This is a genomic window from Paenibacillus sp., assembly GCF_035645195.1.
Lineage (GTDB): Bacteria > Bacillota > Bacilli > Paenibacillales > YIM-B00363 > Paenibacillus_AE.
On sequence record NZ_DASQNA010000041.1, the window covers coordinates 158,871 to 174,595 of the forward strand.

At 59.1% G+C, this 15,725-nt stretch carries 14 protein-coding genes; 12 read left to right on the forward strand and 2 right to left on the reverse strand.

Translation table 11 applies throughout. The features are described 5' to 3' along the window. Window positions 1–7 precede the first annotated feature (7 nt). From VE009_RS22980 to VE009_RS23020, 9 genes are all read left to right on the forward strand, one after another. On the forward strand, window positions 8–1,570 hold the full coding sequence (locus VE009_RS22980; protein WP_325011738.1) for an extracellular solute-binding protein: 1,563 nt from the start codon (window positions 8–10) through the stop codon (window positions 1,568–1,570). Window positions 1,571–1,890: 320 nt separating this feature from the next. Continuing rightward, the gene (locus VE009_RS22985) at window positions 1,891–3,171 is read left to right on the forward strand and encodes an L-lactate MFS transporter (RefSeq protein WP_325011740.1); all 1,281 of its coding nucleotides are present in this window, start codon (window positions 1,891–1,893) and stop codon (window positions 3,169–3,171) included. A 71-nt stretch (window positions 3,172–3,242) separates the two neighbouring features. After that, window positions 3,243–3,641 carry a DUF2294 domain-containing protein gene (locus tag VE009_RS22990; RefSeq protein WP_325011742.1) on the forward strand — a complete coding sequence of 133 codons (399 nt, stop codon included), beginning with the start codon at window positions 3,243–3,245 and terminating at the stop codon, window positions 3,639–3,641. Window positions 3,642–3,812: 171 nt separating this feature from the next. After that, complete coding sequence (locus tag VE009_RS22995; RefSeq protein ID WP_325012148.1) at window positions 3,813–6,164, forward strand: FdhF/YdeP family oxidoreductase; 2,352 nt, start codon at window positions 3,813–3,815, stop codon at window positions 6,162–6,164. A 19-nt stretch (window positions 6,165–6,183) separates the two neighbouring features. After that, window positions 6,184–6,987, forward strand: a complete 804-nt coding sequence (fdhD, locus tag VE009_RS23000; RefSeq protein ID WP_325011744.1) for a formate dehydrogenase accessory sulfurtransferase FdhD — start codon at window positions 6,184–6,186, stop codon at window positions 6,985–6,987. Window positions 6,988–7,114: 127 nt separating this feature from the next. Continuing rightward, window positions 7,115–7,489, forward strand: a complete 375-nt coding sequence (locus tag VE009_RS23005; protein WP_325011746.1) for a VOC family protein — start codon at window positions 7,115–7,117, stop codon at window positions 7,487–7,489. A 74-nt stretch (window positions 7,490–7,563) separates the two neighbouring features. Next, window positions 7,564–8,217: a ThuA domain-containing protein gene (locus tag VE009_RS23010; RefSeq protein ID WP_325011748.1), complete on the forward strand. Its 654-nt coding sequence runs from the start codon at window positions 7,564–7,566 to the stop codon at window positions 8,215–8,217. 159 nt (window positions 8,218–8,376) lie between these two features. Then, window positions 8,377–8,472 (forward strand): putative holin-like toxin, encoded by a 96-nt coding sequence (locus VE009_RS23015; protein ID WP_325011750.1) that lies wholly within the window; start codon window positions 8,377–8,379, stop codon window positions 8,470–8,472. Between the two features lie 225 nt (window positions 8,473–8,697). Further along, the gene (locus VE009_RS23020) at window positions 8,698–9,342 is read left to right on the forward strand and encodes an HAD family phosphatase (protein ID WP_325011753.1); all 645 of its coding nucleotides are present in this window, start codon (window positions 8,698–8,700) and stop codon (window positions 9,340–9,342) included. A gap of 46 nt (window positions 9,343–9,388) precedes the next feature. Here VE009_RS23020 and VE009_RS23025 read toward each other — a convergent pair whose 3' ends face one another. Both VE009_RS23025 and VE009_RS23030 read right to left on the reverse strand, forming a co-directional pair. After that, a complete protein-coding gene (locus VE009_RS23025) occupies window positions 9,389–10,531 on the reverse strand; it encodes a response regulator (RefSeq protein ID WP_325011755.1) in 1,143 nt (380 codons plus the stop codon). Next, the gene (locus tag VE009_RS23030; RefSeq protein ID WP_325011757.1) at window positions 10,528–12,348 is read right to left on the reverse strand and encodes a sensor histidine kinase; all 1,821 of its coding nucleotides are present in this window, start codon (window positions 12,346–12,348) and stop codon (window positions 10,528–10,530) included. The genes VE009_RS23025 and VE009_RS23030 overlap by 4 nt, the downstream gene beginning before the upstream one ends. A 255-nt stretch (window positions 12,349–12,603) precedes the next feature. On the opposite strand from VE009_RS23030, the gene VE009_RS23035 reads away from it, so the two are divergent. The 3 genes from VE009_RS23035 (at window position 12,604) to VE009_RS23045 (ending at window position 15,719) form a co-directional block, all read left to right on the forward strand. Then, the gene (locus tag VE009_RS23035) at window positions 12,604–13,917 is read left to right on the forward strand and encodes an ABC transporter substrate-binding protein (RefSeq protein WP_325011759.1); all 1,314 of its coding nucleotides are present in this window, start codon (window positions 12,604–12,606) and stop codon (window positions 13,915–13,917) included. Between the two features lie 81 nt (window positions 13,918–13,998). Beyond that, on the forward strand, window positions 13,999–14,871 hold the full coding sequence (locus tag VE009_RS23040; protein ID WP_325011761.1) for a sugar ABC transporter permease: 873 nt from the start codon (window positions 13,999–14,001) through the stop codon (window positions 14,869–14,871). A gap of 17 nt (window positions 14,872–14,888) precedes the next feature. Next, on the forward strand, window positions 14,889–15,719 hold the full coding sequence (locus VE009_RS23045; RefSeq protein ID WP_325011763.1) for a carbohydrate ABC transporter permease: 831 nt from the start codon (window positions 14,889–14,891) through the stop codon (window positions 15,717–15,719). Window positions 15,720–15,725 lie beyond the last annotated feature (6 nt).

Below are 15,725 nucleotides of genomic sequence, written 5' to 3' on the forward strand. Positions count from 1 at the left end.
CATCGACATGATCCGTAAGAAGCTGTATTCGCTCTCGGTCGCCGTCGTCTTGCTGGCGTCCGTTCTCTTGACGGCTTGTTCCTCCGGAGGCGCAGGCGCGGGATCGCCGGCGAACAGCGCACCGGCGGAGAACTCCGGCGGCGCCGCCGCTCCCGAAGGGAAGAAGGAAGAGACGTCGAACAAAAAAATCAAGCTGGAGATTATCGAAGGCGGCAACAACCTGCCTTCGCCCGACAAAGATATTATCAAGCAGGAGCTGGATAAGGCGCTGAACATCGATTTGAATTTGACGGTGTACGCTTCCGGGGACGATTACAAAAACCAGCTGAACGTTCGGATGGCGTCCGGCAATTTCCCGGATTTGTTCGCGGTCGACCGCCAGCAGCTGGTCGAGTTCTCGAAACAAGGTTTGCTTTTGGATCTAACGCCGTATATGGATCAGCTGCAGCAGGTGCAGACGTTCATCGGCGAGGACAGCGTGAAGAAGGGCATGGTGGACGGCAAGCTGTTCGCGATTTCGAAATCGCCGCAAATTCCGTACAACACGTTCTTTATCCGCAAAGATTGGCTCGATCGGCTGCAGCTTCAGGTGCCGACGACGATCGAAGAATTGAAAGCGGTGTCGGAGGCGTTCACGAAAAACGACCCGGACGGCAACGGCAAAAAGGACACGTTCGGCTTGACCGGAGGCAGATTCGGCGCGTTCTCGCCCATCTTCGGCGCGTTCGGCGTCGGCGATCCCGGCCATTTCTACGAGAAAGACGGCAAAGTCGTCAACGCGCTGTACGATCCGGCGATGCGCGACGCGCTCGCCTTCATCAAAACGTTGATCGACGGCGGTTCGGTCGATCCGGAGCTGCTCGCCAACGCGGGGCTGCAGCACCAAGAGAAGGCGATCAAAGGGCAGGCCGGCATCATTTATATCGATTGGCCGAACATGACCAAGGAGCAGTTCGTCGAACAAATCAAGACGGTCAATCCGAACGCGGATTGGATTCAAATCGAACCGCCGGCGGGACCGGCCGGCGCGAACTACGGTTCTTGGGACATCGGGGCGACGCCGGGGCGATACGCGATTCCGAAGGCGCTCGAGAAAGATCCGGAAAAGCTGCAGCGCGTCTTCGATCTGCTGAACTATATCAGCGACCCGAACGGCGGCTCGATGCTCGTGCAGTTCGGCGTGGAAGGCGTGCATTACAATCTGGAAGGCGGCAAGCCCGTCATGACCGACAAGGCGGGCGAGGTCGGCTATTCGTGGCTGTATCAATTTACGGGCCGGCCGGAGATGGAATACTTGCAGGCGAAGTTCGCGAAGCAGGCGGAATTTATCGAGTTCGCGAACGACCAGCCGCGCATTCAATCGCTCAACGGCTTCATCGATACGCCGGAAGGATTTAACGGCGCGGACGCGTACCGCTTCATCGAGGAGGAGCTCGCGAAATTCATATACGGCAAGCGCGATCTCGCCGAGTACGACGACTTCCTGAAGACGCTGGAGACGACGATGAATTATCAGACGTATATGGACTCTTCCGTCGCGCAGCTGAACGCGCTCGGCTTCGGCAAATGACGCTTTCGCGGCTCATCGGCTCAACTTTCTTCGCGGCGCTCCTTGTCATGTAACCGCTGTCATGTTACTATAGGAGATGGAAATTTTGTCCGAACATTACTTGTGCGCTCATGGAAGGGCGCCGGTCGGCGGCGAAGCAGCGAACCTGTTCTCCCGTTTTCCGGTCTTCCATCCCGCGGCATGACAACGTTGGTTCCCGTAGCGATCCTGCGGCGAACGGCGACCGTCATTCTCTTGGCTCGCTTCATCGGGGCCGGAGGTGGCGGTTTTCTTTTTGTCCGGGGCGAAACGTATTCCAAGGAGAAGGAGTTGTGAAGGATATGGCGAAGACAAAGAACCGTTGGCTGATTGCGGCATCCGCCGTCGGCATTCACATCTCGATCGGATCGGTGTATGCCTGGAGCAATTTTACGAACCCGCTCATCGAAAAATTCGGCTGGAGCGCGTCGCAGGTGCAGTTTACGTTCAGCTTGGCGATTTTGTTTCTCGGGTTGTCGGCGGCGTTTCTCGGCCACTTCGTCGAAAAGTACGGACCTCGGGCATCGGGGCTGCTTTCGGCTGCGTTTTTCGGCGTCGGCGTATTCGGCTCCGGCTTCGCGGTGAACGCCGGCTCGCTGGAGCTGCTGTATTTGTTTTACGGCGTACTCGGGGGGATCGGGCTCGGCGTCGGATATATCGCGCCCGTCTCGACGCTGGTCAAGTGGTTTCCGGATAAGCGGGGCATGGCGACGGGACTCGCGATTATGGGGTTCGGCTTCGCTGCCGCGATTTCGAGTCCGATCATGGAAATGCTCATTACGAGCGTCGGGCTCGCGAACACGTTCTTCGTGCTCGGCGCCGCTTACTTCCTCGTCATGGGCGGCTCTTCGCTGTATATGGCGCGCCCGCCGGAAGGCTGGCTGCCCGCCGGGTTCAAGGCGAAGCTCGAATCGAAAGCGAAGCGCATCGCCGTCGATTTGTCCCAACTGACCGCGAACGAATCGATCAAAACGAGAAGGTTTTACTATTTATGGGTAATGCTGTTCATCAACGTTACGTGCGGCATCGCGATTTTGTCGGCGGCGAAGCCGCTCGCTCAGGAGAGCATCGGGATGAGCACGGCCGCGGCGGCGGCGCTCGTCGGCGTGCTCGGACTGTTTAACGGGATCGGGCGCATCGGTTGGGCGAGCGTGTCCGATTATATCGGCCGCCCGAATACGTACACGATTTTCTTCGCCCTCCAAATCGTCTTGTTCGCGCTGCTGCCGTTCACGACGGCCGCCGTTCCCTTCCAGATCATGCTAGCTATCGTGTATACTTGTTATGGAGGCGGTTTCGCGTCCATTCCCGCGTACATCGGCGATTTGTTCGGAACGAAGCAGCTCGGCGCCATCCACGGTTACATCTTGACCGCATGGGCGGCGGCGGGGCTGGCAGGTCCGCTGTTCGCGGCGTGGATGAAGGATACGACGGGGTCGTACGCCAACAGTCTCGTCTTTTTCTCGGGATTGTTCGTCGTCGCCTTAATCGTGTCGCTGTTGATCCGCATCGACATTCGCCGGCTTCGGGAGGAGAACGAGCGCCAAGCGGCGAACGCGAACACGCGCACGATCGCCTCGTAACGCGGAGGGACGCAGTTCGTCTTGGAATCGCTTACTTCGAAAATTCGGCAGTCCAAAGGAACGACGCACTTATGAACAAATACGAAGCGGAATTCAGCAATCTGGTACGCGCGTTTCGAAAGCGCCACATGGGGAAAGGCCCGAGCCATATCCGCACGACGTTTTGCCGCAATTGGGCGATCTGCGAGCTCGAAGGCAATTTATCCCCGGTCGAGAAGTTCATCGCGGAGCATAAAGAAGGCAAACCGATGCTTCGCGCCGCGCGCACGGAGATGGTGAAATCGATGTACCGGAAGCATCATCCGGTCGAGATGGAACAATTTCTCGGCGCCAAGTTCGTCGATTTGTACGTCGACATCGACATCGAGAAGGATTACGGCATTTCGATTTTCGTGTTCGACATCAATTTGGAAGAGAAATTCGGCCGCGGCGGCCCGGCGAACGGGTCGCCCGGCGCCGGACACGCATGACGCGAAGGCGGCTGTTCGACCGCCCGCGCGCAGGTTGGCACTTGGCAGCGACCCTGCTCTAGACTAACCGCCACGCATCCTCGACAACCGATCGACATCGGGGGACGTGCGCGGTTTTTTGTTCCGCTTGGGCGGGAGGCGCTTGAATATAATGGCAATGAGGTGAGCATGATGGGGACTACGAAGCATCCTGGGCCGATTCGACTGCCCAGCACGCCGGATCCGAAGCTGTGGGTCAGTCCGGTCCCGTTCGGACTCGGCAAAATCAAGCCGAAGCATATTCGGGACACGCTGAAGGTCGCCTGGGATAATCGCGACAATTTGCCATACGCGGCCCGCATTTTGACGCAGGGCGTTTGCGACGGCTGCGCGCTGGGCGTATCCGGGCTGTACGATCGAACGTTGACCGGGCCGCATCTGTGCACGACGCGATTGAACGTGCTGCGGCTCAATACGATGCCGGCGATTCGCCCGGAGGTGCTGCACGCGGACATCGACGAGCTGCGGAGGCTCAGCAGCGCGGAGCTGCGCCAGCTGGGGCGCTTGCCGTACCCGTTGCGCCGGAAGAAGGGGGAGCGCCGGTTCCGCCGCGTCACGTGGGACGAGGCGATGGACGCGATCGCCGCCAAAATCCGCTCGATCGACCCGAAGCAGCTCGCGTTTTTCTTGACGGCCCGCGGCATTACGAACGAAGTGTATTATACGGCGGCGAAGGCGGCTCGCTTCCTCGGCACGAACAACATCGACAACGCTTCGCGCATCTGCCACTCGCCGAGCAAGACAGCATTGAAGCGGTCGATCGGCATCGGGGCGTCGAGCTGCAACTACCAGGATTGGATCGGCACGGACGTGCTCGTGTTCTGGGGCTCCGTCGCGGCGACGAACCAGCCGGTATCGACGAAGTATATGTACGCGGCGAAGCGGCAGGGCACGAAAATCATTATGATAAACCCGTATCGAGAGCCTTCGATGGAACAGTATTGGATTCCGTCGATCCCGGATAGCGCGCTGTTCGGGACGAAGCTCGTCGATGATGTGTATCAGGTGAACATCGGCGGCGACATCGCCTTCATGAACGGCGTCATCAAGACGTGGTTCGAGATGGAGGAGGAACGCCCCGGCTCGGCGATCGACGAATCGTTCGTCCGCGAACATACGACCGGGCTCGAGGAGCTGAAAGTCCATGCGCTCCAGCAGGACTGGGAGCTGCTGGAGCGGTCGTCCGGGCTGTCCCGGGCGCGGATCCGGGAATTCGCGGAGCTGCTGGCGCGGTCGAAGTCCGGCGTCTTCGTCTGGTCGATGGGCCTCACGCAGCATCGGTTCGGCACCGACAACATCACGCAGGTCGTCAACCTCGCGCTGCTGCGCGGCTTTCTCGGCCGCAAGCACTGCGGCGTCATGCCGATTCGCGGCCATTCCGGCGTGCAGGGCTCCGGCGAGATGGGGGCCGATCCGTTCTCGCTGCCGGGCGGAGAATTCGACCCGCGCACGATCGATCGAATCGAACGGCTGTGGGGCTTCCGCCTGCCCGAATGGCAGGGGGACATCGTCGGCGTATCGCTCGAGAACGCGACGCTGCCGGACGACCATGAGCGGAGGCTGAAGGTGTTTTACACGTCGGGCGGCAATTTTCTCGAAACGATGCCGGACCCGGAATTCGTCCGACAATGTCTCGAACGGGTGGAGCTGCGGGTACACCAAGACATTATTTTGAACACGTCGACGCTCGTCGACGCGGCGGAGGAGACGATCGTGCTGCCGGCGATGACGCGGTACGAGCAGCGAGGCGGCGGCACTTCGACGTCTACCGAGCGGATGGTGTATTTCTCGCCGGAGATCGAAGGGCCGCGTATCGAGGAAGCTCGCTGCGAATGGGAGATCTACGTCGATCTCGCCTCCCGCGTCAAACCGGAGCGCAAACACCTGATCGCGTTCGAATCGGCCGAGCAGATCCGCGCGGAAATCGCGAAGGCGAACCCGAACTATGACGGCATCCAGCATTTGAAAGCGCGCGGCGACGTGTTTCAATGGGGCGGCTCCTGGCTGTGCGAAGGCGGCGTCTGTCCGACGCCGGACGGGCGCGGCCGCTTGATCCCGATCGAGCTGCCGGAGCTGCGGAAGCCGGAGGGGCATTTCTACGTGACGACGCGGCGCGGCAAGCAGTTCAACTCGATGGTCTACAGCGACAAGGACCCGTTCAACGACGCGGATCGGCGCGACGTGCTTATGCATCCGGACGACGCCAAGGCGCTCGGCATCCGGGACGGCGAGGCCATCGTCGCGTACAACCGGTACGGCACGTTCCACGGGCGAGCGAAGTTCGCGGACACGCGCCGCGGCAACGTCGCCGTCTATTGGCCCGAAGGCAACGTGCTGATACCGAAAGGCGTCTACGAGCCGCACGCGGGCATCCCCGAATATAACGCGGCCGTCGTCGTCGAACGCGCGGACACGTTCTTCGCGTTCAAAGACACGAAATACGCGGAGAAACGGATCGAGGAATTGGAGACGGAAGTTCATTAATGAAGAAGGAGGGGGCGGCATGGACGACTTCGCCGGCGAACGCGTTTCGCTCAGGCGGCGCATCGTGCGCTACGGCGCCGACGGCGTGCGGGACGAGGAAGACGAGATCGCGGTCGAATACGCGCTGACGATTCGGCTCGACGGCGACGATTTCGCCACGATGGTGTGCACGCCCGCCGATTTGGAGGAGCTCGTCGTCGGCTTTCTCGCCTCGGAGGGCGTCATTCGGCTTCCTAGCGACATTAAGTCGCTGGCGGTCGACGAAGCCGCCGGCTTCGCCCGCGTCGAGCTCGTCAATCCGAACGCGGCGGGCAAGTCGACCGTCTCGAAGCGGTTCATCGGTTCGTGCTGCGGCAAGAGCCGGCAGTTTTATTTCCACAACGACGCGCGGACGGCGAAGACGTCGACGAGCGCGGTGACGCTGACGCCGCGGCAGTGCCGGTCGCTGATGGCGGAGCTGCAGGCGTCGTCCGGCGGCTTCCGCGCGACGGGCGGCGTCCATAACGCGGCGCTCTGCACGCCCGAAGCCGTCGTCGTCGCGAGAGCCGACATCGGCCGCCATAACGCGTTGGACAAAATTTACGGCTACTGCCTGCAGCGGCGCGTGCCGACGAAGGACGCGATCGTCGCCTTCAGCGGACGCATCTCCTCCGAAGTGCTGCTCAAGGTCGCGAAAATCGGCGCCGGCGTCGTCCTTTCGAAATCGGCGCCGACGACGCTCGCCCTCGATTTGGCCGACGACCTCGGCATTACGGCGGTCGGCTTCATCCGCGGCGAGTCGATGAACGTGTATACGCATACGCATCGGATCATAGAAGCGTAATCGACTCCCCGGTTTGGGGAGTTTCGTTTGAAAGCGCATCCCTTTGGCATTTTTTCCATGGTATAATAGTTTCGTAGAGGCAAGATAGAAGATTCGCCTCATAAAATCCAGGAGAGTGGGAAGCGCGATGATTCGGAAAGTCGGTCAAATTATGCTGTATGTCAACGATCAAGACAAATCTCGGGATTTTTGGACGGAAAAGCTCGGCTTTCGGATCGTGTCCGAAGGAAGCCTCGGCGAGATGAAATGGATCGAAGTAGGACCTGCGGACGCGGAAACCAGCATCGTATTGCACAATAAAGAGCTCGTCGCCCGAATGTCCCCGGGGTTGAATCTCGGCACGCCTTCCCTGATGTTCTTCACCGACGATCTGGACCGGTTGTACGGCGATCTGAAGAACAAAAACGTCAACGTCGGCGAAATCGTGACGATGCCTACCGGACGGGTGTTCAATTTCTCGGATGACGAAGACAATTATTTCGCCGTGATGGAACGGCAATAACGTGCAGGCGGCTGGTTCGTTCGACCGGCCGCCTTTCCGTCCATGTTACATACTACTGGAAAGGAAGATCATTGATGAGTTTGCGCCTTGAGGCATGGATGATCGGGGACGATACGGACGCGCCGTACCACCCGCTAGAACCGGCATTGAAAGCGATGCAGGAGATTTTGCAAGAGGAGTTCGACGTAACGGGCACGGAGGATTACGACGCGTTCGCGCGGCTCGAGCCGTCGCGGCTGCCGCTGTGCATCAGCTATACGGATTGCTGGCTGCGGAGCGGCCCGACGCCGGAACAAACCGCCGGATTGCTTCGTTACGTGGCGGGCGGCGGGGGACTGCTCGTCGTCCATACCGGTATATCCATCCAAGCGAGCTACGAGCTGGCGCAAATGGTTGGCGGCAAGTTCACGACTCATCCGCCGTATCAACCGCTGAAGTATGTTCCGGCCGGGGACGGACATCCGTTGATGGACGGAGTCGCACCGTTCGAGATGGACGAGGAGCCGTATATGTTCGAGCTCGATTCGTTCTCGCCGAGGAACGTATTCTTGGAATACGAGTTCGAAGGCGCGCGCATTCCTGCGGGATGGGAGCAGCGGTACGGACTCGGCCGAGTCGTGTATCTGCAGCCGGGACACAATGCGTCGTCGTTCCAAGTAGAACCGTATCGAAGGCTGATTCGCAACAGCGCGCGCTGGGCGGCCAGCGTCGAGGGCGGGAAGGAATGAGGATCACGCAGCGAACGCGAACGATCCGTCATTCCGTATTTGGCGAACTAAAAAAATAGGAACATACATTCTATCATTGTAGAAATTCCCATGGTATAATTATGAAGTACAATTGAATCTTGGGCGGGTCATGGTTTCCCTTCGAAAGGGGGTGAAACCATGGAGTTGAAAGATGCGATTACGATCATGATCCTATTCGGAACGTTCGTCATAGCACTTTTAACGTACATCGGAAATCACTACAAGAGAAAGTAAAAACCCACCCCAAGGTTGCTCGCCGGAGGTGGGTTTTCGTGTCCTGAGACTTAGAAGGGAGAAACCCATCCAAGCCAATTGTATAGCCGAGTGTTCGCCGCACTCGGCTTCGTTAGTTACAGAATACCATACAGATCGCCGGATGGAAACCCTGAAAGAGACATTTTCGAGGCGGCGGAACGCCGCGAACGCGCGCTTCCGCCGGCGTCGGGCGGGAGGCTTCGCATGAAAGTTCGAGCGGAAGGCATCATCTTCGACTTGGATAACACGCTGCTGCGGTCAAACATCGATTTCGCGCGCATGAAGACGGAGACGCATGCGTATCTCGCTGCCCGCGGCGTGCTGCCGAGCGGCATGAATTTGGAGGCGCACACGACGGCGACCGTCATCGAAGCGGCGATGAATACGAACCGCATGACCGAGCAGTGGATTCGGGAAATGTGGGACATTCCGAGACGGCTCGAGCTGCTCGGCATGGAGAACGCGGAGCTGGAGCCCGGCGTCCCGGAGGCGCTCGCCCGGCTGCGCGGGAATCGCCGGTTGGTCGTCGTCACGAACAACTCCGTCGAAGCCGCGGTGAGGGCGCTGCGCGACAACGGAATATACGAAGCGTTCGACTGCGTCGTCGGCCGGGAGATGATGCGTACGCTGAAGCCGGCCCCCGACGGATTTCTGTACGTGCTGGAACGGTTTCGGGACATAGCGGCGGGGAAATGGATTTCGGTCGGGGATTCGTGGGCGGACGGCAAAGCTTCGGCGGCCGCCGGCATCCCGTTCGTCGCTTACCGGGCGGACGAGCCGAGCATGCGCCGGATGGGCGTCGCTCCGATCGGGCACATCGCGGACATTAGGGAATTGACCGCGGAATGACATCCGACGGAACGGCTTACGCATATATTTTCATTTCCTTCGCGCGTCATGAATGTCCGTGTTTATAATCCCGCGGACTTTGCCCGGTCAGCTTTTTGAATGTGAGCGAGAAGTAGCCCGGGTCGCCGAACCCGACCATCGCCGAAATTTCGGTGACCGGGTATTCGCCCGAAGCGATCAGCTCCTTCGCTTTCTCGATGCGGAACCGGTTAATGTAATCGGTCAGCGACTCGCCCGTTTCCTTCTTGAACAACCGGCTCAAGTAGCTTTGATTCATATGGACGTGGTCGGCCAGCGTTTCGAGCTGCAGCTTCTCATGATAATGCGCTTCGATATAACGCAGCAGCTGCTGGATTCCCCGATGCGTGGAGGCGGGCTCCGGCCAGCCGTTCGCCTGCGATGCGCCGCCGCAGGAGGCGAGGGCTTCCTCGCAGGCGGCCCGCAGCCCGGCTAGGGACACGGCTTCGCCGTTCCAACCGATCCGCGGCGGAGCGAGCACCTCCCGAAGCCGGTCCTCCAGCTCCTCCGGCTCGAAGGACGCCGCGGGCGCGACGACGGCGACGCGGCGTCGATCGACCGCCAGTGCGTAGATCGGGCGCGGATGCCGCTCTTCCGCGAAGGCGTCGACGAGCCGGCGCGCGGCGTCCGAGGCTTCCGGCGTCTCCAGCGCCAATACACGATACGGCCCTGGCTCGACGCCGAGCTCCGCGGCCGCTCGGGCCGTGTCGGCTTCGTCCGCGTCCGCGCCCGTAAGCAAATCGCGGAACCAGGCGGCGCGAACTTCGCGCAGCTGCCGCGCGAGCCGCCGATCGGCTTCGATCCGGTCGATCGCCCGGCCGATCGCTTCTTTCAGCTTCGGAATCGGATTCGTCTTGACGATAAAATCGATCACGCCGTACCGAATGGCGGACTGCGCATAAGCGAAATCGGCGAAGCCGGTCAAGATGACGACTTTGATGCCCGGGTGCTCACGCTGCACGTATTCGGCGAGTTCGATGCCGCTCATCCCGGGCATGCGAATATCGGCCACGACGATGTCGATCGGCTCGCCGTCGACGGCTCGTTTCGCTTGAAGGCCGTCCTCCGCAACGTGCGCTACCCGGCACTGCAGCGATTCCCAATCCATGAAATGGACGAGTCCGTCGCGAATGATCGGTTCGTCGTCGGCGATCAGAATGCGGTATGTCATGCGTCTTCACCTCTGTCGACGGGGATGTGGATGACGACCTTCGCGCCCGCCCCCGGCGCGCTGACGACGGTTAAGCCGTACTCGTCGCCGTATAGGTAGCGGATGCGTTTGTCCGTATTCGCCAACCCGACGTTCGTATGGTTCGGAAGATGCCGGCGGACGCGGGCATCGTTCCAACGGACGACGCCCGGGTCGAAGCCGACGCCGTCGTCCTCGATTTCGAAGTAGATGCCGTCGTTCCGCTTCTCCGCGCGAATCGACAGCCGGCCCTTGCCGATCTTGCGCTCGAGGCCGTGCACGATGGCGTTCTCGACGATCGGCTGCAGGCACAGCTTCGGCACGTAGTATCCGTACACGTGCGGGTCGATCCGCGAGCGGTCGATTTCGAACCGGTCCGCGAACCGGACCTGCTGCAGGTACAAGTAAAAGTCGACGTTTTTTAATTCGTCGGCGATCGTCGTTTTGTCGCGGGAGCCGGCGAAGATCGACGCTTGGAGCAGCTCGCTGAGCGACGTGACCATCCGGTACACGTCTTCGCTGCCGGTCTTTTTCGCTTTCCACCCAATGCTGAGCAGCGTGTTGAACAGAAAATGGGGATTGATTTGCGCCTGCAGCGATTTCAGCTCGGCTTCCTTGACCGTCAGCTGCTTCTCGTATACTTCGTTGATCAAATAGTGGATTTGACTTGTCATTTCGTTGAAGATGCGGCTCAGCTTCCGGAGCTCGTACTCTTTGAAATCTTCCATGCGCGTTTCATAGTTGCCTTGGTGGACCGTTTCCATTTTGCGCACGACCATGCCGATCTGCTTCGAGATGCGGGCGGACAGCAAAGAACTGACGAAGACGAACAGCAGGCAAATAAGCAGCGCGATGATCGCGTATTGACGGATGCTCGCGGTCAGCTTGGCGAATACTTCGTTTTTCGGCACGGCCATGACCGTCGTGAGCCCGAGCGAACCGAGCTTCCGGGCCGCGGCCAAGTACGTTCGGCCCTCAATGACGATTTCCTTGTAAGCAATCGATGAGGAGACGCCGAGCAGCTCGGGCGGCGCCGAGGAGCCGAGCATCGCATGATCGGTGTGCGAGACGATGACGCCCTGCCCGTCGACGACCGCGGCGAACGAGCCTTCATAACGCAAATTCGTCCGGTAAAACGTGGAGAGAACGGTTTCATCAATACCCAGCACGATGAGCCCTTTGAACGCTGTCGAATTGAAATCGTAGAAATCCCTGGCGTAATAGAGCGTGGGATCCCCGGGCGAGGGGGGGAGGAGCTGCTTGACGCGCTGTTTGCGGGCGATGTTGTCGCGAAGCTCCGGCCAAGAAACGTGTAGGAGCTGCGTCATCGTTTTGTTGCGTTCTTCGTTATTATATTGATAATTGTTGGAGTATACGTTGTTGTAATCGTAGAAATAGCTCGTTTCTTCATTAATAAAGATGTATACGGATTGAAGCAGCTTGCTCGTCCAAGGGTAGTTGAAGAACAAAAAATTTTGCATACGCAGGTCGATGCGCTCGTTCGTTTCGTACACGTCCGCTCCGGTCAGCGCCAGCCGGTCGACGTCCTGTCGAAAGGAGGGATCGCTGATCAGCATGAAGTATGTATTTTCGATTAAATCGAGCTGCGAAGATAAATCGTCATGCGCCGCGTCGGCGAGCCGCACGAATTCCTCGTAATGGCTGCCGGAGAGAATCGTATGGATCGTCCGAATGAAATACGCGCCTGTCACGAGCAGCGGGATCAAGATCATAAACACGGTAAATACGGAAATTTTGCGTTTGATCGAATAATTCCAAATCTTGTCCCACGCCTTCATCGCCACTCATCCTTCGCGCCGGTTAGAGTACGTATGTATTCGTCCGGCGAAAGCCCGAATCCTTCCTCCGGGAGAAGAAAGTAAAGAGACTATAGGAAAAGTAAATATATTCGACATGACGGCGCAGCGGAAGCGGAAAAAAAGTAAAAATCGTCGAACATCATGTAAAGCGCTTACATTCCAATGGATCTTTCTTTCCCGTACACTTGGATTGTAAAAGGTTGAAGGCGAAATGAAGATGAGGGGGCATTCGTGTTGAAACCGAAATGGAGATGGCTTACGGCGACCTCGGCGCTCGCGTCCATGCTGACCGCGGCCGCATGCGGCTCGGGCGGCACGGCGCCGTCCGCTTCCGGGGGAGCCGGGACGGACGGAGCGGCGGATGAAAAGGTGTCTATCAAAGTGTTTACGGAGTTCGTCGGCGCGCACCCGTTCAGCCCGTATTGGGACAAACGGCTGCAGGAGTTCCGCGACGCGCATCCGAACATCGACGTGCAGGTCGAGGAGATCGCAGGCGCCGGCAACATGAACATGGACGGCAAGCTGAAGGTGCTGATCTCATCGGGCGAGCTGCCCGACGTCTTCTACACGAACGATAAAGATATGATCCGCATCGCGAAGGAAGCGAATTTGCTGCACGACATGAAGCCGCTGCTCGATGCGGACGCGGAATTCAAAAACGCGCTCGACCCGGCCGATCTCGCGGATTGGAACGACGGGGCGGATCATGTGTACGGTATTTCCAGCCACAAAGATTTCTATGGCTATTTCTACAATAAAGAGATGTTCGAGAAAGCGGCGATCGCCCCGGCGAAAACATGGGACGAATTTTTCACGAATCTCGAGAAGCTGAAAGCGATCGGCGTCGCGCCGCTCGCGCTGGAGACGAAGACGGCGTTCATCTCCAGCAATGTGCTGCTCGGCCTATTGGGCACGCAGAGCGACGCGGGCAATAGGCTGGCGCTGACGCCGTCGCCGGAGAGCTACGAGACGCCGGAGTTCGTACGAGCCGCCGCGGACTTGCAAACGATGTTCCGGCAGTACACGACGAAAGACGCGATCGGCGGCGATTACTCGGTGGCGCAAAACAACTTCTTCAACGAGAAGGCGGCCATCTTCTCGACCGGCACGTGGGATATTACGCTGATCAACAGCGCGGCCCCGGAAGGTTTCAGCGCGAAGGTGGGCGTCGCGGCGTTCCCGAATAACGGTATTTTCTCGTTCCCGGCGTACGCGTGGTTTACCGGCTCCAAAGACGAGGCGAAGGTGAAGGCGTCTTACGAGTTCATCAAACATTTCAACAATACGGAGGACCAGGGCGTGCGTCTCGAGATGCTCGACTTCATGCCGGCGGACAAAAACATCGACGTCACCAAGCTCGACGTCGACCCGCTCCTCCAGACGTACATGGATATGGCGGACGACGTTCAATACCGGATGATGTCGCCGTGGCGGGTGTATCAATCGAGCGTGTCCGCGATCATCGCGCAGGAGCTCGCCGCGCTCGGCTCGGGCGCCATTACGCCGGAGGAGTTCGCGAAGCGTCTCACTCAAGCGGCGAATAAATAAGCGGAACGAGGCGCGCGAAGCGTCCGTCCCGGGGCGCGGCTCCCGGGACGGACGCGGCGGCGGCGCGAAGGAGGGTGCGGCATGACGGTTCGTTACGCCCGTTGGATCGCTTTGTTTTTGGCGCCGACGCTTTTATTTTTCTTGGCATTTTACGCTTATCCGATCATCACGGTGTTCATCTCCTCGTTCGCGGATTGGCGTCTGGCGTCGAGCATGTCGTTCGTCGGCTTCGACAACTACGCTTCGCTCGGGACCGACGCGGATTTCGCGGCGGGCCTTGCGCACACGCTGCTGTGGCTCGTCATCCATTGGGTCGTCTACGTCGGCATGGGGCTCGCGGTCGCGGTCATGACGGCGAACGGAAGCCGGTTTTCCCGCTTCGTCCGCACCGCGTATTTGCTGCCGAACATGATTCCGATCGCGGCGCTCGCGTTTTTGTTTTATTTCATCTTCAATCCTTCGATCGGTCCGATCAACGGCTTCCTGGAGGCGGTCGGTTTGGAGCGTTGGGCGCTGAACTGGTATCAGGACACGCGCACGGCGTTCCTCACGGTTACGCTGACGTCGGTGTTGTACGGCGGCATATTATGCCTGCTGTTTGCGGCGGAAATATCGGCGATTCCCGCAGAAGTGTACGAATCGGCCAAAATCGACGGTTCCAGCGAGCTGCGCACGGCGTTCTCGATTACGCTTCCGCTGCTGCGCAACATGATCGGCACGGCGATGATTTTAACGACCGTTCACGTGTTGAAGTCGTTCGAGATCATTTATTTGACGACGGTCGGCGGGCCGGGGAACGACACGGTCAATTTGCCGATTCTCATTTTCCGCATGGCGATGAACAACAACAATTTGGGTTATTCGAACACGATCGCGGTCGTCACGATTGTAATCGGCGTCGTCAGCATCGCGATGATCAGCCGCGCGTTTCGAATGGGAACATCGTATCAATAACGGACGGGGGCTCGTACATGACAAGATCCGCTCGGACGGGGCAGGCCGCTCGCCTTTTGTTTCTCGGGTTCGTCGCCGCCATTTCGGTGGTTCCGTTTTTGTGGACGCTGATGTCTTCCATGAAATCGAACCGCGATATTTTAACTTCGGCGTTCACGCTGCCGTCCGCGTTCGGGTTCGACAATTACGCCGGCGCGTTCGACAGCTTGCCGCTCGGAGTATATTACGGCAACAGCTTGATCGTATCCGCGCTCTGTATCGTCGTAAGCCTCGCGGTGTTCAGCATGTCGGCTTACGTGTTCGCTCGTTTTCACTTTCGGGGGAAGGCGTTCCTTTACGTTTGTCTGTCTATGTCGCTGCTCATTCCGGTGACGGCGATCATTTTTCCCATTTATATCTTCGTGAAAGCGATCGGTTTGTACGATACGAAAATCGGCTTGGTGCTCGTGTACGCCGCATTGTCGATGCCGGTCGTCATTTACATCATGCGCAGCTACTTCCTGACGATCCCCAAAGAGATCGAGGAGGCGGCGTATTTGGACGGGGCCGGCTTTGCCGGCACGTTCCTGCGCATCATGCTGCCGCTGTCCGCGCCGGTGCTCGCCAGCTCTGCGGTGCTCGTCTTTCTGACGGCGTGGAACGATTTTCTGTACGCGCTCGTGCTGACGACGGGCGACAGCGCCCGGACGGTGCCGGTCGCGCTGACGGCGTTCCAAAGCATGTATGGCAGCAATTACGGCCAGCTGTTCGCCGCGTCGGTCGTCGTCGTCCTGCCGAGCGTTGTAATATTCTTGCTGCTTCAGCGTAAAATCGAAAGCGCGCTCGTGGCGGGCGCCGTGAAGGGCTAACGTTGT